This is a genomic window from Leisingera sp. JC11, from assembly GCF_040704725.1.
Lineage (GTDB): Bacteria > Pseudomonadota > Alphaproteobacteria > Rhodobacterales > Rhodobacteraceae > Leisingera.
This window is the reverse complement of the sequence record NZ_JBFCVS010000016.1, coordinates 78,888-96,761: the sequence shown is the minus strand read 5'-3', so window position 1 is coordinate 96,761 and position 17,874 is coordinate 78,888. Positions and strand designations below refer to the sequence as shown.

Genomic DNA, 17,874 nt, shown 5'->3' with positions numbered 1-17,874 from the left:
CGATTTGCGACCGCTTAAACGACACACCTAGAAAATGCCTCGGGTGGCGCACACCGGCTGAAGCGTTCAGGGACGAACTCATGAAACTGAGATAGCAGGAAACGTCGCAACGACCCTTGAGCCTTCAGGCCTTCGACCGGCCCCCCGAAAAGAAAATGGCTCCCTCTGAACCAGAGGAAGCCAGTTGTCACCGGTCAGGCTCCTTCATTGACTGCCCGAAAGTTTTTTCTTACCTGGGCCATCCCGGTGTTCAGAACGGGCGCACCCGTCCCTGATTTCGTCACGAGCAGATCTGCGCCTGCTTTCCGTATTAGTTGCGGCGCCGTCGGGGGTTAGCCAGCGCCGCAAGCGAAGGTCCTCAGCTGCAGCCAGAGGTGCCCCCGCAGGTGTTGCATTTCATGCAGGTTCCGTTGCGCACCAGTGTGTAGTTGCCGCATTCGCCGCAGGCTTCACCCTCGTAGCCTTGCATTTTTGCTTTAGTCCGTGCGTCCATGCCGCCGGTGGTTTGCGCAGGTGATTCAGTGGTTTCCGGTACCAGGGTTTGCAGCGCCGCCACCGGATCGGTTCCGGTGCCCAGCACGCCCGCGTCCATCTGGCCGCCCTGCAGCACCACCAGGTCCTGCGGCAGGCGTTTGCGCAGATAGCCCGTCGAGGAGATTTGCTTCAGCACTTCCAGCGACCGGGTCGCCGCGCTTTCGCTCAGTTCGGACAGGTTCGACACGCCTTCTTCCTCGCCTCGTCCCAGATCGTCGAAGGTCGCGCCTTCCGGCTTCACATGCGCCAGATCGGTGCGGTCGAGATAGGAAACCGCAAGCTCCCGGAACACATAGTCGAGGATCGAAGTCGCGTTTTTGATCGAGTCGTTGCCCTGAACCATGCCCGCGGGCTCGAACTTGGTGAAGGTGAAGGCGTCAACGAACTCCTCCAGCGGCACGCCGTACTGCAGGCCGACAGACACCGCGATGGCAAAGTTGTTCATCATCGCCCGGAAGCCCGCGCCTTCCTTGTGCATGTCGATGAAGATCTCACCGAGGTTGCCGTCCTCGTATTCGCCGGTGCGCAAATACACCTTGTGGCCGCCGACGACCGCCTTCTGGGTATACCCCTTGCGCCGTTGCGGCATCTTGGTGCGGTGCGATTTCAGCACCTCCTTGATGATCACTTTTTCGACGATCTTCTCCGCCAGCACCGTTGCCTTTTCCTGAGGCGCGCCGCTCTCCAGCACCTCTGCCGCATCGTCGTCATCCTCCACCAGCGCCGCCGCCAGCGGCTGGCTCAGCTTGGAGCCGTCGCGGTAGAGCGCGTTTGCCTTGATGCCCAGGCTCCAGCTCAGTTCATAGGCTTTCTGGCAGTCCTCGATGGTCGCCGAATTCGGCATGTTGATTGTCTTGGAGATAGCGCCCGAGATGAAGCTCTGCGCCGCCGCCATCATGCGGATATGGCTGTCAACGCTCAGGAAACGCTTACCTTTCTTGCCGCACGGGTTGGCACAGTCAAAGATCGCATAGTGCTCTTCCTGAAGATGCGGCGCGCCCTCCAGGGTCATGGTGCCGCAGACGTGGTCGTTGGCCGCGTCGATGTCCGCCTTGGTGAAACCCAGGTGGCGCAGCAGGTCAAAGGTCGGATCGTTCAGCTTGGTCGCCGGGATACCCAGCACGCCAGTGCAGAAATCTTCGCCCAGGGTCCACTGGTTGAACACGAACCGGATATCAAAGGCCGATTCCAGCGCCGCGTCCACCTTGGCCAGCTCATTGGGGCCAAAACCATGGCCCGCAAGCGAAGTGTGGTTGATGCCAGGCGCGTTGCCGATGGAGCCATGGCCGACAGCGTAGGACACGATTTCCTCAATCTGCGAGGAGCTGTAGCCCAGCCCCTCCAGCGCCGACGGCACCGAACGGTTGATGATCTTGAAATAGCCGCCGCCGGCCAGCTTCTTGAACTTCACAAGGGCAAAGTCAGGCTCAATGCCGGTGGTGTCGCAATCCATCACCAGGCCAATGGTGCCGGTCGGTGCAATCACCGTGGTCTGCGCGTTGCGGTAGCCGTGCTTTTCGCCCAGTTCCAGCGCTTCGTCCCAGGCGCTGGCGGCCAGATCGGTCAGCAGCGCATCCGGGCAGCTGGCGATGTCCAGCGGCACAGGCTTCACGGACAGCGCCTCATAACCCTCGGCGCTGCCCTTTGCAGCGTTGCGGTGGTTGCGGATCACCCGCAGCATGTGGTCCGCGTTTTTCGCATACCCCGGGAAGGCACCCAGCTCCGAGGCGATCTCGGCAGAAGTGGCATAGGCTACACCAGTCATCAGCGCGGTCAGCGCGCCGCAAAGCGCCCTGCCCTCATCCGAGTCATAGCTGTAGCCCATGTTCATCAGCAAGCCGCCGATATTGGCATAGCCCAGGCCAAGGGTACGGAAGTCGTAGGAGCGCTGCGCGATTTCCTTGGACGGGAACTGCGCCATCATCACCGAGATTTCCAGCGTCAGCGTCCACAGGCGGCAGCAATGCATGTAGTCATCTGCCTGGAACTGCCCGTCTTTCAGGAAGCTCAGCAGGTTCAGCGATGCCAGGTTGCAGGCGGTGTCGTCCAGGAACATGTATTCGGAACAAGGGTTTGACCCGCGAATCTCACCGTCTTCCGGGCAGGTATGCCACTCGTTCACAGTGTCGTGGAACTGGATGCCGGGATCGGCGCAGGCCCAGGCCGCGTGTCCCACTTTCTCCCACAGATCGCGGGCTTTCACCACTTTGGCAACCTTGCCGTCGGTGCGGTTGAAAAGTTCCCAGTCGGCGTCCTTTTCGACCGCGTGCAGGAAGGCGTTGGTCACCCGGATCGAGTTGTTGGAATTTTGTCCGGAGACAGAGCTGTAGGCCTCCGAATCCCAGTCGGTGTCATAGGTCGGGAATTCGATCGAGGTATGGCCCTGCTTGGCGTAATCCAGCACCCGCTTGATGTAGGTTTCCGGGATCGCCACCTTCTTGGCTTCGCGGATCGCCGATTTCAGCCCGCCGTTGACCGACGGGTCATAGGCATCGGCTTCGCCGCCATCCCAACTGCGGATCGCCTCGAAAATACCATTCAGCATCTTCTCGTGCATCTTGGAGCCCGCGACGATGGACGCGACCTTCTGCTCTTCGATCACCTTCCACTGGATGAAGTCTTCGATATCCGGGTGATCGGCGTCCACGATCACCATTTTTGCTGCCCGACGGGTTGTGCCGCCTGATTTGATGGCGCCCGCCGCGCGGTCGCCGATTTTGAGGAACCCCATCAGGCCGGAGGACTTGCCGCCGCCGGACAGCGGCTCGCCCTCGGCGCGCAGATGGGAGAAGTTGGTGCCAGTGCCGGAACCGTACTTGAACAGCCGCGCCTCGCGCACCCACAGGTCCATGATGCCGCCGTCCTTGACCAGATCGTCAGAGACCGACTGGATGAAGCAGGCGTGCGGCTGCGGGTGCTCATAGGCGCTGTCCGACTTGGTCAGCTTGCCGGTCTTGTAGTCGACATAATGATGCCCCTGCGCCGGGCCGTCGATGCCATAGGCCCAGTGCAGGCCGGTGTTGAACCACTGGGGCGAGTTCGGCGCCGAGCGCTGGGTCGCCAGCATATAGCGCATCTCGTCGTAATAGGCGCGCGCGTCCTCCTCGGAGGAGAAATAGCCGCCCTTCCAGCCCCAATAGGCCCAAGCGCCCGCCAGGCGGTCAAATACCTGCTTGGAGGAGGTCTCACCGCCAAGCTCGGCGCCCTTTTCGGGGACAGAACGCCACAGGAACTCCGGCACATCTTTTTCGCGGACCTTCTTCAGACGGGACGGCACACCCGCCTTGCGGAAATACTTCTGGGCGATGACGTCGCTTGCCACCTGGCTCCAGGATGCGGGGATTTCGATATTGTCGAGCCGGAAAACAATGGTCCCGTCCGGGTTGCGGATCTCCGAGGTGGCGGAGACAAAGGCCAGATCGGCGTAAGCATCCTGCCCGGGTTTGGTGAATTTCCGTTCGATCTTCATGCTCTGCCCCTTCTCAAGCACACATCGGTCAAGTGTCACGGTGCCCCCGCACCAGCCATCCCGGCCGCGCAACACGCAGATACCCGGCGCACGCCGCAAATGGCGCACTCGCGGCCCTCGCCGGCCTTTCTTCACAGGACTGTCTGCTGTTCTTCAGCGTTGTTGCTGCGGCCTCTTAACCCACCAGATTTAGTGCCGTCGCAACCGGTGTCCACAATTTGGCGTATTCACACACAAAGGGTCAACGTTAAATTTACCCGTTGGCAACTATCTTTGCTGTTGACGCTATCTACGGTTTGAAGGGTCTGCTTCAGGGCGTTGATTCATCCACAGGCTGCGGTGACGTTCACGCCTTCCGTCAGGCGCGCCGACAACCCGGATTTCTTTCGCCGAGCGAGTGACTTGCTGCTTCGCAGAGGAGCCGGGACGCAGAAACACTTCGGCAGTCGTGCACAGCTAGTTGCTAGTGAGCAGAGGCCAGGCCGCCCCCCACAGCTTTACGGTGATCTCGCGACAGCATCACTCAGCGTTAACGGCGTAATCAATCGCCATGTTGAGCAACTGATGCTTCTCAGCAGCAGAAGGTTAAGGTTGTGTTAACAGGATCTTAAGAAAGTATTAATACTCTAGGTTGAGCCATGGAGGGCGAATTCAATATTTGCATGAAACGAATCCGCAAGACGCCCCCGCTGCGGAGAGATTCGCTGGAACTTGTTGGAGAGAAGTGGTCGGGGCGGCGAGATTCGAACTCACGACCCCCTGTACCCAAAACAGGTGCGCTACCAGACTGCGCCACGCCCCGGACCGTGCGCCTTCCTATATCCGGCGGAATGATTTGAAAACCCCTAACAGGGCCAAACTGCGCTGCTATCTGAAAAAATTTCATGGCGCATCTGGGTGCCGGCAGAGATGCCGTAGCGCCGTGCAAGCCCGCCGTTAATTTCAAGCACCGCAAACACCTGATCGCCGCCCGGGATCGGGGTCAGATCGCCGGGTTCGGCGTTTTCGTGGACAGAGGTCACCTGGCCGCTTTGGTCCAGGAAAATGATGTCCAGCGGGATCAGCGTGTTCTTCATCCAGAACGCCGCCGGCTGCGGCCGGTCATAGACAAACAGCATCCCTGCCCCGCGCGGCATGGATTCCCGGAACATCAGCCCCTGGGCACGTTCCTGTTCATCGTCGGCGATTTCAACGGAAAACCCGGTCTCTCCCCAGCTGCCACGCAGGTCGACCCGGGTGCGCTGGCAGTCCCCGGCCAGAACCGGGGCGCCAGTAACGGAATATATGGCGGCGGCGAAACTCCAGCTTAGAAGACGCCGCAGCACCCGTTCAGTCCTGGTTTCCGGCCGCCAGTGCGGCTTCCCAGGCCAGCACTTCAACCGCCATGCGGCCGCGCTTGCCATCAATCACCCGCATCGCAAGCGCTTCGCCCGGCTGCAGGTCCGCAAGGCCGGATTGGCGCAGAACTTCGACATGCAGGAACACGTCTTCGCCGCGGCCGAACACATTGGCAAAGCCGAAGCCCTTGCCCTTGTCGAACCATTTGACGCGTGCAGGTTCCAGCGGTTCATTCTGCAGGCTGACCATGTCCAGTTCGGCAAAGTCGCTCAGCACCGGGGTGTCTTCCCGCTCCGGCGGCTGGATCGCGATCACCTCGACAGCCTGAACACCGCGGCCGGTCTGATGCGTGACGATTTCAATGCGGGCGCCGTCCGCGACAGAGCTTTGCCCGAAGTTGCGCAGCACATTCACATGCAGAAGAATGTCCGGGCCGCCGGCGTCAGATACGACAAAGCCATACCCTTTCGCCGGGTCAAACCACTTCACCAGCCCCTGAACCTGCTGCAAGCTGCTGAGATCTTCTGCCACTGGATTTTCCCTACCGCGTTTCTTGTTTTTGATGGTGCCCTGATGCGCCAAACTGACCTTGGAATTCAAGCTAAAAAGTCTTGAAACTGTCACGAAAGAGGTCTTGACCCTAGGTAAGCTGACGATTCCCGTCAGGGATTGAGGCGATTGATCGTCCATGCTGCAGATGCGACATCGCGGCGCCAGCGGAACCGGTCGTGCAACCGGAATGCGCCATCGGCCCAGAATTCGATCTCGACCGGAACCAGCCGGTAGCCGCCCCAAAACGGCGGCCGCTCCGGGTTCGTCCCCTTCATTGCTGTCACTTTTGCGACCTCCGCCATCAGCGTGCCGCGGCTGTCCAGCGGCTGCGACTGTTTCGACGCCCAGGCGCCCAGCCGGCTCTTGAGAGAGCGTGACTTGTAATACTCATCTGCCAGCGGCCCGTCCTCCCGGGTGATGGTGCCGCGCACCCGGATCTGGCGGCGCAGCGATTTCCAGTGCATGACAAAGGCTGCTTTGCCCGCATGGTCCAATTCCCGCGCCTTGGCGCTCTCATAGTTGGTGTAAAACACAAAGGCGCCGTCCTCGATTTCCTTCAACAGCACCATACGGCTGTTGGGCAGCCCGGTTTCATCCACCGTTGCCAGCGCAATCGCGTTTGGGTCATTGGGTTCGGACTGTTCCGCCTCTGCCAGCCAGGACCTGGCAATGGCAAAGGGATCGTCGCCTGCAAAGATTCCGGAACGGTCGGACATGGGCACCTCTTTTCGGATTTTGATGCAACCTATGCAGCTTCCTGCCACACGACAAGGGCGTGAACCCTTGAAGCGCCCCGCGCGGCATATTAAACACCGCTAAATTATCAGATCACAGGCGGAGAACCTGCATGTCTAGTCAACTGATGGCCGGTAAGCGCGGCCTTATCATGGGCCTGGCCAACGACAAATCCATTGCTTGGGGCATTGCCAAGGCTTGCGCCGATGCTGGCGCCGAGCTTGCCTTTTCTTATCAGGGCGATGCGCTGAAGAAGCGGGTCGATCCGCTGGCGGCGCAACTGGGCAGCGACATTGTCCTGCCCTGTGACGTGTCGGACGAAGCGTCCATCGATGCGCTGTTCGCCGCGCTGGAGGCCAAATGGGGCAAGCTGGACTTCGTCGTCCACGCCATCGGCTTCTCCGACAAGAACGAGCTGCGCGGCCGTTATGTCGACACCAGCCGCAGCAACTTCCAGATGACCATGGACATCTCGGTGTTTTCCTTCACCGCCGTGGCCAACCGCGCCGAGAAGATGATGAAGGACGGCGGCTCGCTGCTGACCCTCACCTACTACGGTGCCGAACAGGTGATGCCGCATTATAATGTGATGGGTGTGGCCAAGGCCGCGCTGGAAGCGTCTGTCAAATACCTGGCCGAGGATCTGGGCAAGGACGGCATCCGCGTCAACGCGATCTCTGCCGGCCCGATCAAGACGCTGGCCGCCTCCGGTATCGGCGATTTCCGCTACATCATGAAGTGGAACGAATACAACTCGCCGCTGCGCCGCAATGTGACCATCGATGATGTGGGCAATTCTGCGCTCTACCTGCTGTCCGACCTCAGCTCCGGCGTCACCGGCGAGAACCTGCATGTGGACGCCGGCTACCACGTTGTCGGCATGAAGGCGGTGGATGCACCGGATATTTCCAAGTAACTGAACGGGCGGAGCCCTGGACAGCGGTCCGGGCTCCGGCAAGCTGAAGCGACACCGCGGGGAGCACACAAAATGACCGATCGTCTGCCGCACGAAAAAGGCTTTCACATCAGCTGGGACCAGATCCACCGCGACAGCCGCGCGCTGGCGTGGCGCCTGGACGGGCAAGGCCCCGATGACGGCGCCTGGCGCGCCGTTGTGGCGATCACCCGCGGCGGCATGGCGCCGGCCATGATCGTCAGCCGCGAGCTGGACATCCGCACCGTCGACACCATCTCGGTGCGCTCTTACCACCACCAGGCCCAGGGCGAGGCCGAAGTGCTGAAATCACCCGACGCTGATCTGATGGGCGACGGCGAGGGCGTGCTGATCATCGACGACCTGGTGGACAGCGGCAAAACCCTTGAGCTGGTGCGCGAGATGTATCCCAAGGCGCATTTCGCCACCGTCTATGCCAAGCCCAAGGGGCGTCCGATGGTGGACACCTTCATCACCGAGGTGAGCCAGGACACCTGGATCTTCTTCCCGTGGGACATGGCGCTGCAGTATGTGGAACCCTACCGCGGCAAGGACTGATCCGGTCCCGGCAGCAATATCAGAAAGGCGCGCGCTGCAGCGCGCCTTTTCTTTGGCCGCGCCCGCATCAGCTGTTACCGCTTGAGATGCCTTAGGCGCCATGCCAGACATATGCCGGCGCCCTATCCGGCGCGCCTCACCTTTTCCGCTTCCGCCCGGAGCTTCCCATGCCCGTTTCCCGCACCCAAGCCACCTTTGTTTCTCCCATCGTCGAATCGCGCCGCTGGGTGGCCGGGGCCGCGTTTCCGCCGGACCGCCCGCTGCTGAACGTCAGCCAGGCCGCCCCGGCCGAAGCCCCGCCCGAAGGGCTGCGTCAGGCACTGGCAGAGGCGGCGCTGAACGACGTCTCAGCACACCTCTACGGCCCCGTCTTGGGCAATGACCCGCTGCGGCAGGCTTTGGCCCGGCAGATTTCCGGCCACTACAGGGCCGACGTGAAGCCGGAGCAGGTCGGCATCACTTCAGGTTGCAACCAGGCCTTTGCCGCCGCCATCGCCGCCCTCTGCGGTGAAGGGGATGAGGTGATCATCCCGGTCCCCTGGTATTTCAATCACAAAATGTGGCTGGATATGGTCGGCGTCACCGCTGTGCCACTGCATGTTGGCGATGGCATGCTGCCGGACCTGGCCGCCGCTGAGGCCCTGATCTCCGACCGCACCCGCGCCATCGTGCTGGTCACTCCCAACAACCCCTGCGGCGTGGAATACCCGGCGGCATTGGTTCAGGCCTTCTTCAGCCTTGCCCGTGCGCGCGGACTGGCTCTGATCGTCGATGAAACCTACCGCGACTTCGACAGCCGCGAAGGCGCACCGCACGGGCTGTTCCGGATGCCGGACTGGGACACGACCCTGATCCATCTCTATTCCTTCTCCAAGGCCTACAGGCTGACCGGCCACCGGGTTGGCGCCATCGCCGCCTCGGAGGACCGCCTGTTCGAAATGGAGAAATTCCTCGACACCGTCACAATCTGCCCCTCGCAGCTGGGCCAGGCCGGGGCGCTTTGGGGGATCGAAAACCTGCAGGACTGGCTGGCCGGCGAGCGCCAGGAAATCCTCGACCGGCGCCTGGCAATCGAGGAAGGCTTTCCGGTGCTGGCCGAAAAAGGCTGGAAACTGCTCGGTTGCGGCGCTTACTTCGCCTATGTCGAACACCCCTTCAGCCAGCCGTCCGAACAGATCGCCCGCAAACTGGTTGAAAAAGCCTCCATCCTGATGCTGCCGGGCTCCATGTTCATGCCCGCCGGAGACCCGGACGGTGCCCGCCAGTTCCGCATCGCCTTTGCCAATGTGGACCGCGCGGGCATCCGCACTCTGTTCGACCGGCTGGCAGCCTTTAATCCCTGATCATCCAGCAGTTTGCTCTGCAATCATCTTGCCCCTCTGCGGGCAGCCGCGTATTCAGTCAGCGGCATTTCCCGCTGCAAGGCATTCCCTTGCGCAGCAGAACAATAAAGAGGGCATCATGGCCGCAGGCATGAAACATCTTTCCAAAACCTTTGTCTGGATCCTGATGGGGATGCTGATTGTCGGCCTTGCCGGGTTTGGCGCGGTGAACTTCACCAGTTCGTCCTCGTCGGTCGCAACTGTCGGCGACGAGGAAGTCAGCATCGGCAACTATGTTCGCGAGCTTCAGCGTGAACAGCGGGCCCTGCAGGCGCAGACCGGCCAGGCCATGCCGATGTCTCAAATGACCGCATTCGGCCTCGACCGGGTGGTTCTGGGCCGCCTGATCTCTCTGGCGGCGCTGGATCACGAGGCCAAGAGCCTCGGCCTGTCGCTGGGCGATGAAAACCTGATTGAGGAACTGGCTGCCATTGACGCCTTCCAGGGCGTGAACGGCCAGTTCGACCGCGAGGCCTACAGCTTTGCCCTGCGCAACGCGGGCCTGACGGAAAAGGAGTTTGAGGAAGACCTGCGCCGCGAGGCCGCCCGCACCATCGTTCAAGGTGCAGTGCTGTCCGGCACCAAAATGCCCGAAACCCTGACCGAAACCCTGACCAGCTACATCGGCGCCCGCCGCAGCTTCTCCTATGTGCAACTTAACGCTTCGGACATTGCGCTGGCAGCTGAGGGGCCGTCTGACGCGGACCTGCAAGCCTTCTACGAGGCCAATCAGGACCAGTTCATGCTGCCGGAAACCAAGGTCATCACCTACGCCGCCCTGCGTCCCTCCATGCTGCTGGACGAGATCGAGGTGGACGAGGCACAGCTGCAACGCCTGTTCGAAGACCGTACGGATCAGTACCAGGTGCCGGAACGCCGCCTGGTCGAACGGCTGGTGTTTGGCGATGAGGAAGCCGCCGCCAGCGCCAAGGCGCAGCTGGAAACCGGCGGCGCCACCTTTGAAAGCCTGGTCGAGACCCGCGGCCTGACCCTGCAGGACATCGACATGGGCGACGTCACCATGGGCGACCTTGGCGCAGCCGGCACCGATGTCTTCGCGGCGGAGGTCGGCACTGTGGCAGGCCCCCTGCCCTCTGACCTCGGCCCGGCGCTCTACCGTGTCAACGGCCGCCTGGAGGCGCAGATCACCACCTTTGAGGATGCCAAGCCGGAACTGGTTGAGGAACTCGCCTCCGACCGTGCCCGCCGCCTGGTGGAAACTCAGGCCGAAGACATCGACGACATGCTGGCCGGCGGCGCCACGCTGGAGGAGCTGGCAACTGAAAGCGGGCTGGAGCTGGCCCAGATCAACTGGACCGAGGAAAGCAGCGGCCACATCGCCGCTTATGAGGCCTTCCGCACCGCCGCCGCCGCCGTCACCGCCGACGACTTCCCGGAGGTCGGCTTCCTGGAGGACGGCAGCCTGTTCGCCCTGCGCCTCGATGACACCCTGCCGGAGCGCCCGGAACCCTTTGCCGAAGCCAAGGACAAAGTCCTGGCCGCCTGGCAGGCCGACCGGCTTGCCAATGCGCTCACGGAACAGGGCCAAGCACTGCTGGCGCAGGCAGAAGCCGCAGACGGCTTTGCCGAGGATGCCGCGGTGAAAGCCGAAAGCGGCCTGACCCGCACCGCCTATATCGACACTGTGCCGGCTGATCTGGTCACTGGTGTGTTCGCGATGGAGGTCGGTGATTTCCGTCTGGTGCAGGATACGGACTCTGCAGTGGTTGTCCGCCTCGACGCCATCCTGCCGCCGGAGCAGAGCGACGACATGACTCTGCTCACCCAGGCGCTGCAGGCGCAGCTGGACCAGGCGCTTGCGCAGGAATTGTTCCAGGCCTATGCGCAGGACGTACAGACCCGCGCCGAACCCCGTGTTGACCAGCAGGCGCTGAATGCAGCGCAAGCGAACTTCCAGTAACCAAGGCACCAGACCCATGGCCCTGACCCCCGATTTCGACAGTTTCTCCAAGGCTTACGAGGCCGGCGAAAACCAGGTCGTCTACACCCGCCTTGCCGCCGACCTCGACACCCCGGTGTCTCTGATGCTCAAGCTGACCGGCGCCCAGAAGGACGCCTTCATGCTGGAATCGGTGACCGGCGGCGAGGTGCGCGGGCGCTATTCGATCATCGGCATGAAACCGGATCTGGTCTGGCGCTGCCATGGGGAACAATCGGCCTTGAACCGCTCGGCGCGGTTTGACGCGGATGATTTCACACCGCAGGACGGCAACCCGATGGACAACCTGCGGGCGCTGATTGCCGAAAGCAAAATCGATCTGCCCGATGATCTGCCCCAGGCCGCGGCCGGCCTCTTCGGCTATCTCGGCTATGACATGATCCGCCTGGTGGAGCACCTGCCGGACGTGAACCCGGATCCCCTTGGCCTGCCTGACGCGCTGATGCTGCGCCCCTCGGTGATTGCGGTTCTGGACGGCGTCAAGGGCGAGGTGACTGTGGTGTCGCCCGTCTGGTCCAGCGACGGACAGACCGCTAAGGCTGCCTATGCCCAGGCCGCCGAACGGGTGATGGACGCGGTGCGCGATCTGGAACGCGCCATGCCTGCCGAGAGCCGCGATCTGGGCGAGGCGCATGAGGTCGCGCCGCCGCGGTCGAACTTCACCAAGGAGGGCTACATGGCCGCGGTGGAGAAGGCCAAGGAATACATCCGCGCAGGCGACATTTTCCAGGTGGTGCCGGCACAGCGCTGGACCCAGGAATTCCGCCAGCCGCCTTTTGCGCTCTACCGCTCGCTGCGGCGCACCAACCCGTCGCCCTTCATGTTCTACTTCAACTTCGGCGGATTCCAGGTGGTGGGCGCGAGCCCGGAGATCCTGGTTCGCGTGTTCGGGCAAGAGGTCACCATCCGCCCGATCGCAGGCACCCGCCCCCGCGGTGCAACGCCCGAGGAGGACAAGGCGCTGGAAGCGGATCTGCTCGCCGACAAGAAAGAACTGGCAGAGCACCTGATGCTCCTGGATCTGGGCCGCAACGACACCGGCCGCGTCGCCAAGATCGGCACCGTGCGCCCGACCGAGAAGTTCATCATTGAGCGCTACAGCCACGTGATGCACATCGTCTCCAACGTCGTGGGGGAGTTGGCAGAGGACAAAGACGCGCTGGATGCCTTCTTTGCCGGCATGCCGGCCGGCACCGTCTCCGGCGCGCCTAAGGTGCGCGCGATGGAAATCATCGACGAACTAGAGCCGGAAAAACGCGGCATCTACGGCGGCGGCGTCGGCTATTTCTCGGCCGGCGGCGACATGGACATGTGCATTGCGCTGCGCACCGCCATCGTCAAGGACCAGAACCTTTATATTCAGGCTGGCGGCGGCGTCGTCTATGACAGCGACCCGGAGGCGGAATACATGGAGACCGTCCACAAATCCAACGCCATCCGCCGTGCTGCTGCTGACGCGGCCCGCTTCACCGGAAGCGGCAACAGCTAAGGGGCCAAGCCGCAAGGCTCAGTGTTTCATCTTTCCGAAAATACTCCCGCCGGAGGCAACGGCGCCCCCACAGGGCGCCGTTTTCATTTGGCAGGCAGCAGCGAATCCAGGCTGGCCGATACCGGCGCCAATGCCACCCGCTCTGCCCGGTCCTGCAGCCCCCACAACAAGAGCGCCGAGATCGTGTCCGGGCGCAGGCGGCCCAGCATGATCACAGCGCCCTCCTGCCCGGCCCGGAACGCCGCTTGATCCAGGAACCGCCGGATCGCCCGCGGATCCTGGCCTGCGCCGTCAAAGTCGCGGAACACCACGCCGGCCGGCACGCCGTCGCGCAGCGCCAGCTTCTGCACGGTGTTGAGGCCGCTGTCCTGTGTCACCAGCCCGTAACCGGCAGAGGCCGCCACCGCCGCCACCTGATCCGCCAGCGGGCGGTTGCCCTGCACGCCGGTCTCAACGCCTTCCAGGATTGCCACCGCCTCGGGCAGTCTTCTGCGCCAGACCTCCAATGCGGTCTCCGCATCATGCGGCGTAGCGTCACGCGGCAGGTCTGCCAGCATCAGCACTTCGAATCCAGCTGCCCGGCGCGCAGCCATCTTCTTTGCCGCTTCCGGGTCATCGGGATCGATGGCAAAGCTCAAAGGATAAGGAAACTCCGCCAGCGCTTCCGAGCCAAACGCGCCGGTATCGTCAATCAGCACGATTGACATCAGGGGGCGGTCTTCGGGATTGAAGAACGGCTCTGAATTGACGGTAAACGGTGCGGTTTCCTGCCATCCGGCGGCGTCAGCCGAGCTTGGGCCCTGCTTGTCCCGCTCAGTAAGCGGCACCACCGGCGTGCCGATGCCGGGCGTCAGAGGGGCTGGCTCAGCGGCTTCAGCGGTGGTGTCCTGCGCATCGCTTTCCGCTTCGGTCCCGCCGGTGCTGCCGTCCGGCGCGGCCGGAACAGCTGGGGCCGCACCAATCACCGGAAGCGTTGTGGCCTTCGGTGCGCTGCCGATATCAGGAGCCTGGACGGTGCTGGAGGCCGGGGCTTCAACCGTCTTAGGTGTCAATCCAGGCTCCAGCGGGGAGGTTGCAGAAATGTCCTCTTCTGCTGTGTTCTGCTCGGGTTCCGGTGCGGGTTCTGTCGCGGCCACAACCGCGCTTTCGCCGCCCGGCGCCTCTGGCACCGCAGGCAGCACAGCCTGCGGCTGGCGCTCGGACGCGGCTTCCGCAGGATCCGGAGCTTCGGTCAGTGCCAGGCTTTCAGAGCTATCTGCGGAGGTAGACAGCCCAACCGCCGGCCTTTGGGCCGGTGTGGTATCTGCCCCCGCCAGGGCGCTCAGATCATCCTCCGCGGCCACGCTTGCAGGCACTTCCGGCTGAACCTCGGCCAGATCGGCATCCCGCCCCTGGCCGTTGCCGGGAACTTCTGCCCCGTCGCTGCCGCCATTGGGCATCTGCGGCGCTGCGCCGGGATCATGCGCCACCGGTTCAGGCGACCCGCCTGCTGTCTCTTCCGCCGCTTCGGGGGCAGCGCTCGCAGTCTCCCCGGCAGGCTCCGGAACCGGATCCGGTTCGGGCGCCGTCTGCGGCAATGGCACCGACAAAGACAGCATCGCCAGCCCGCCAGCAGCCAGCAATGCCCCGACACTCACGCCGCCCAGAAATCCCCGCATGCCTGTTTTGCCTCTCAATCTTTCTGCCGTGCAGCGCCGTCCCGGCTTGCTTGTGCGCTCCTTATACCGGTTCGCCCCTGCATTCGCCGTTCCTGCCCTTGACGCTGCCCCGTATCCCTGAACAAGTATGTTGCAACCACTATACTGCGGCGCGCACCCCGCCCGCCACCCTTAAAAGAGCCCGCAAGATGCTGCTGCTGATCGATAACTACGATTCCTTCACCTACAATCTCGTCCATTACCTGGGGGAGCTTGGCGCTGAGATGGAAGTGCACCGCAACGACGCCATCAACGTGCAGGAAGCAATGGCGATGAAGCCCGCTGGCATCCTGCTGTCGCCCGGCCCCTGCGACCCGGATCAGGCCGGCATCTGCCTGGCGCTGACAGAGGCGGCGGCTGAAACCGGAACGCCGCTGATGGGAGTTTGCCTGGGCCATCAGACCATCGGCCAGGCCTTCGGCGGCAAGGTGGTGCGCTGCCATGAGATCGTGCACGGCAAAATGGGCATGATGCATCACAAGGACACCGGCGTTTTCAAAGGCTTGCCGTCGCCTTTTGAGGCCACCCGCTACCACTCGCTGGTGGTGGAGCGCGAAAGTCTGCCGGATTGCCTGGAAATCACCGCTGAGCTGGAAGACGGCACCATCATGGGCCTGCAGCACAAGGAGCTGCCGATCCACGGCGTCCAATTCCACCCGGAATCGATTGCGTCCGAGCACGGCCATGCGCTGCTGAAAAACTTCCTCGACGTGATGCAGGTGCCGGCATGAGCGACCGTCTGAAGCCGCTGATCGGCGCCGCTGCAGAACGGTCCCTGACCCGCGAAGAAGCCGAAACCGCCTTTACCCTGCTGTTTGAGGGCGAAGCCACGCCGAGCCAGATCGGCGGCCTCCTGATGGCAATGCGGACCCGTGGTGAAAGCGTCGACGAGTACGCCGCCGCCGCTGCCGTGATGCGATCCAAGTGCCACCCGGTGAAGGCCCCCGCCGGTGCGATGGACATCGTCGGCACCGGCGGCGACGGCAAGAACACCCTCAACATTTCCACCGCTACCGCCTTTGTCGCGGCCGGTGCCGGCGTGGTTGTGGCAAAGCACGGCAACCGCAACCTCAGCTCCAAGTCCGGCACTGCCGACATACAGTCCCAGATGGGCATCAACGTGATGGTCGGCCCGCAAGTGGTTGAAAAGGCGATCAATGAGGCTGGCATCGGCTTCATGATGGCGCCGATGCACCACCCGGCGGTGGCGCATGTGATGCCGACCCGGCAAGAGCTGGGCACCCGCACCATCTTCAATATCCTCGGCCCCCTTACCAACCCGGCCGGCGTCAAGCGGCAGCTGACCGGCGCCTTCAGCCGCGAGATGATCCGCCCGATGGCGGAAACCCTCAAGGCGCTCGGCTCCGAGCGCGCCTGGCTTGTTCACGGGTCCGACGGCACCGATGAGCTGACCATCACCGGCGTCAGCTGGGTCTCGGCGCTGGAGGAGGACGGCGAAATCCGCGAGGTGGAGCTGCATCCGGAGGATGCCGGCCTTCCGGTGCATTCGTTCGACAAGATCGTTGGCGGCACGCCCGAGGAAAACGCAATGGCTTTCCGCGTCCTGCTGCAGGGCACGCCCTCGGCCTACCGCGATGCGGTGCTGCTGAACGCCGCCGCCGCGCTGGTGGTTGCTGGTAAGGCTTCGGACCTCAGGGAGGGCGTCGCCCTCGCCGCAGAGTCGATCGACAGCGGCGCGGCCAAAGCCAAGGTCGATGCTCTGGCCAGGATCACTTCAGCCGCATGACCGACCTGCCCGCGGGGCTGGGCGCCTGGTCCAGCCTGCCATTTTTCACCACCCGCTGGCCCGCCATCTCAGCGGCAATCGCAGAAGATGCGCGTGACATCCTGCCGCCCGCCGGCCAGCGGTTTGCGGCGCTGGAACTGACCCAGCCGCAGGACACCCGCGTGGTTATCCTGGGCCAGGACCCCTATCCGACGCCCGGCCACGCCCACGGGCTTGCCTTCTCGGCGGAACCGCATGTGCGCCCCTTTCCCCGCTCATTGTCGAATATTTGCAAAGAGCTGGAGGAAGATCTTGGTGTGCTCCCTCCGAACGCCGACCTGCGCGGCTGGGCGCGTCAGGGGGTGCTTTTGCTGAACACAGCCCTCTCGGTCCCGGCAGGTGAGGCGAACGGCCACAAGCACCTTGGCTGGAACCATCTGGTGCATCAGGTGCTGGAACTGACGTCCGAAACCCCAACGGCCTACATTCTCTGGGGAAATTCGGCGCAGAAGCTTGAAAAACATATCAAACCGGGCGATCACCTGATCCTGAAAACCGCCCATCCCTCGCCCTTGTCGGCGCGGCGCGGATTCTTCGGGTCCCGGCCCTTTTCAAAAGTGAACAATTGGCTCGCCGCCCGCGGTGAAACTGCCATAGACTGGAATGCAGGAACGGAGGCACCGGTATGACCGAAAACGTGCTCGACAAAATCAAGGCCTACAAGCTCGAGGAAGTGGCCGCAGACAAGGCCGCCAAACCGCTGGAGGCTGTCGAGGCCGAGGCGAAGAATGCCTCACCGGTGCGCGGCTTTGCCAAAAACCTGATGCAGGCCAACCGCACCGGTTACGGGCTGATCGCCGAAATCAAGAAGGCCAGCCCGTCTAAGGGCCTGATCCGCCCCGATTTCGAGCCGGCGGAACTGGCCAAGGCTTATGAGGACGGCGGCGCCACCTGCCTGTCGGTGCTGACTGACACTCCCAGCTTCCAGGGCGCCAAAGAGTTTCTCACCCAAGCCCGCGACGCCTGCTCCCTGCCTGCGCTGCGCAAGGACTTCATGTATGACACCTACCAGGTCGCCGAAGCCCGCGCGCTGGGGGCTGACTGCATCCTGATCATCCTCGCTTCCGTCTCCGACGCCCAGGCGCAGGAGCTGGAAGAAAGCGCCTTTGAGTGGGGCATGGATGTGCTGCTGGAGGTGCATGACGCCGAAGAGCTGGAGCGCGCCTGTAATCTGAAGTCGCCGCTGATGGGCATCAACAACCGCAATCTCAAGACCTTCGAGACGACGCTGGACACCACCCGGACTCTGTCCCGAATGGTGCCTGCGGACCGCACCATCGTCTGCGAAAGCGGTCTGTTCACGCCGGCGGATCTCAGCGACATGGCCCGCTACGGCGCCCGCACCTTCCTCATCGGCGAAAGCCTGATGCGCCAGGACGACGTAGCCGCAGCAACCCGCGCGCTGCTTTCCGATCCGCTGATGCCGGGCATGATTTAAGG

At 63.0% G+C, this 17,874-nt stretch carries 14 protein-coding genes, 1 tRNA gene and 1 pseudogene; 10 read left to right on the top strand and 6 right to left on the bottom strand.

Annotation, left to right across the window (positions count from 1 at the left end; genetic code table 11):
- Positions 1-95, top strand: a pseudogene (locus AB1A62_RS16990) (integrase); the annotation flags it as partial.
- Between the two features lie 263 nt (positions 96-358).
- On the opposite strand, the gene AB1A62_RS16985 reads toward AB1A62_RS16990, so the two are convergent.
- From AB1A62_RS16985 to pdxH, 5 genes are all read right to left on the bottom strand, one after another.
- Entirely contained in the window at positions 359-4,003 is a 3,645-nt protein-coding gene (locus AB1A62_RS16985; RefSeq protein WP_366662648.1) for a vitamin B12-dependent ribonucleotide reductase, read from the bottom strand.
- Between the two features lie 725 nt (positions 4,004-4,728).
- Positions 4,729-4,805: transfer RNA gene (locus AB1A62_RS16980), tRNA-Pro, on the bottom strand.
- A gap of 43 nt (positions 4,806-4,848) precedes the next feature.
- Positions 4,849-5,328, bottom strand: a complete 480-nt coding sequence (locus AB1A62_RS16975) for a DUF192 domain-containing protein (protein WP_366662647.1) — start codon at positions 5,326-5,328, stop codon at positions 4,849-4,851.
- 4 nt (positions 5,329-5,332) lie between these two features.
- Positions 5,333-5,872, bottom strand: a complete 540-nt coding sequence (locus AB1A62_RS16970; RefSeq protein ID WP_366662646.1) for a cold shock domain-containing protein — start codon at positions 5,870-5,872, stop codon at positions 5,333-5,335.
- 131 nt (positions 5,873-6,003) lie between these two features.
- On the bottom strand, positions 6,004-6,633 hold the full coding sequence (pdxH, locus tag AB1A62_RS16965) for a pyridoxamine 5'-phosphate oxidase (RefSeq protein ID WP_366662651.1): 630 nt from the start codon (positions 6,631-6,633) through the stop codon (positions 6,004-6,006).
- A gap of 107 nt (positions 6,634-6,740) precedes the next feature.
- On the opposite strand from pdxH, the gene fabI reads away from it, so the two are divergent.
- From fabI to trpE, 5 genes are all read left to right on the top strand, one after another.
- Positions 6,741-7,544, top strand: coding sequence for an enoyl-ACP reductase FabI (gene fabI / locus AB1A62_RS16960; RefSeq protein ID WP_366662645.1), 804 nt, complete (start codon positions 6,741-6,743; stop codon positions 7,542-7,544).
- Positions 7,545-7,616: 72 nt separating this feature from the next.
- A complete protein-coding gene (gene gpt / locus AB1A62_RS16955) occupies positions 7,617-8,120 on the top strand; it encodes a xanthine phosphoribosyltransferase (RefSeq protein ID WP_366662644.1) in 504 nt (167 codons plus the stop codon).
- Positions 8,121-8,287: 167 nt separating this feature from the next.
- The gene (locus tag AB1A62_RS16950; RefSeq protein WP_366662643.1) at positions 8,288-9,463 is read left to right on the top strand and encodes an aminotransferase; all 1,176 of its coding nucleotides are present in this window, start codon (positions 8,288-8,290) and stop codon (positions 9,461-9,463) included.
- Between the two features lie 118 nt (positions 9,464-9,581).
- Positions 9,582-11,423, top strand: a complete 1,842-nt coding sequence (locus tag AB1A62_RS16945; protein WP_366662642.1) for a peptidyl-prolyl cis-trans isomerase — start codon at positions 9,582-9,584, stop codon at positions 11,421-11,423.
- Positions 11,424-11,439: 16 nt separating this feature from the next.
- Entirely contained in the window at positions 11,440-12,951 is a 1,512-nt protein-coding gene (gene trpE / locus AB1A62_RS16940; protein WP_366662641.1) for an anthranilate synthase component I, read from the top strand.
- 83 nt (positions 12,952-13,034) lie between these two features.
- Here the strand turns inward: trpE and AB1A62_RS16935 are convergent, their stop codons facing one another.
- Positions 13,035-14,609, bottom strand: a complete 1,575-nt coding sequence (locus tag AB1A62_RS16935) for a divergent polysaccharide deacetylase family protein (RefSeq protein WP_366662640.1) — start codon at positions 14,607-14,609, stop codon at positions 13,035-13,037.
- A 188-nt stretch (positions 14,610-14,797) separates the two neighbouring features.
- On the opposite strand from AB1A62_RS16935, the gene AB1A62_RS16930 reads away from it, so the two are divergent.
- Genes AB1A62_RS16930 through trpC form a run of 4 tightly spaced genes read left to right on the top strand, consistent with a single transcriptional unit; the run spans position 14,798 to position 17,872 of the window.
- Positions 14,798-15,379: an aminodeoxychorismate/anthranilate synthase component II gene (locus AB1A62_RS16930; RefSeq protein ID WP_366662639.1), complete on the top strand. Its 582-nt coding sequence runs from the start codon at positions 14,798-14,800 to the stop codon at positions 15,377-15,379.
- Positions 15,376-16,395: an anthranilate phosphoribosyltransferase gene (gene trpD, locus AB1A62_RS16925; RefSeq protein ID WP_366662638.1), complete on the top strand. Its 1,020-nt coding sequence runs from the start codon at positions 15,376-15,378 to the stop codon at positions 16,393-16,395. The genes AB1A62_RS16930 and trpD overlap by 4 nt, the downstream gene beginning before the upstream one ends.
- Positions 16,392-17,063 carry a uracil-DNA glycosylase gene (locus AB1A62_RS16920; protein WP_366662637.1) on the top strand — a complete coding sequence of 224 codons (672 nt, stop codon included), beginning with the start codon at positions 16,392-16,394 and terminating at the stop codon, positions 17,061-17,063. Before trpD ends, AB1A62_RS16920 begins: the two co-directional genes overlap by 4 nt.
- Positions 17,060-17,872: an indole-3-glycerol phosphate synthase TrpC gene (gene trpC, locus AB1A62_RS16915; protein WP_366662636.1), complete on the top strand. Its 813-nt coding sequence runs from the start codon at positions 17,060-17,062 to the stop codon at positions 17,870-17,872. The genes AB1A62_RS16920 and trpC overlap by 4 nt, the downstream gene beginning before the upstream one ends.
- The last annotated feature ends 2 nt before the right edge of the window (positions 17,873-17,874 follow it).

Coding starts and splice junctions, on each gene's coding strand:
- AB1A62_RS16985 (WP_366662648.1), bottom strand. CDS start 4,003: ATGAAGATCGAACGGAAATTCACCAAACCCGGGCAGGATGCTTACGCC.
- fabI (WP_366662645.1), top strand. CDS start 6,741: ATGTCTAGTCAACTGATGGCCGGTAAGCGCGGCCTTATCATGGGCCTG.
- gpt (WP_366662644.1), top strand. CDS start 7,617: ATGACCGATCGTCTGCCGCACGAAAAAGGCTTTCACATCAGCTGGGAC.
- AB1A62_RS16950 (WP_366662643.1), top strand. CDS start 8,288: ATGCCCGTTTCCCGCACCCAAGCCACCTTTGTTTCTCCCATCGTCGAA.
- AB1A62_RS16945 (WP_366662642.1), top strand. CDS start 9,582: ATGGCCGCAGGCATGAAACATCTTTCCAAAACCTTTGTCTGGATCCTG.
- trpE (WP_366662641.1), top strand. CDS start 11,440: ATGGCCCTGACCCCCGATTTCGACAGTTTCTCCAAGGCTTACGAGGCC.
- AB1A62_RS16935 (WP_366662640.1), bottom strand. CDS start 14,609: ATGCGGGGATTTCTGGGCGGCGTGAGTGTCGGGGCATTGCTGGCTGCT.
- AB1A62_RS16930 (WP_366662639.1), top strand. CDS start 14,798: ATGCTGCTGCTGATCGATAACTACGATTCCTTCACCTACAATCTCGTC.
- trpD (WP_366662638.1), top strand. CDS start 15,376: ATGAGCGACCGTCTGAAGCCGCTGATCGGCGCCGCTGCAGAACGGTCC.
- AB1A62_RS16920 (WP_366662637.1), top strand. CDS start 16,392: ATGACCGACCTGCCCGCGGGGCTGGGCGCCTGGTCCAGCCTGCCATTT.
- trpC (WP_366662636.1), top strand. CDS start 17,060: ATGACCGAAAACGTGCTCGACAAAATCAAGGCCTACAAGCTCGAGGAA.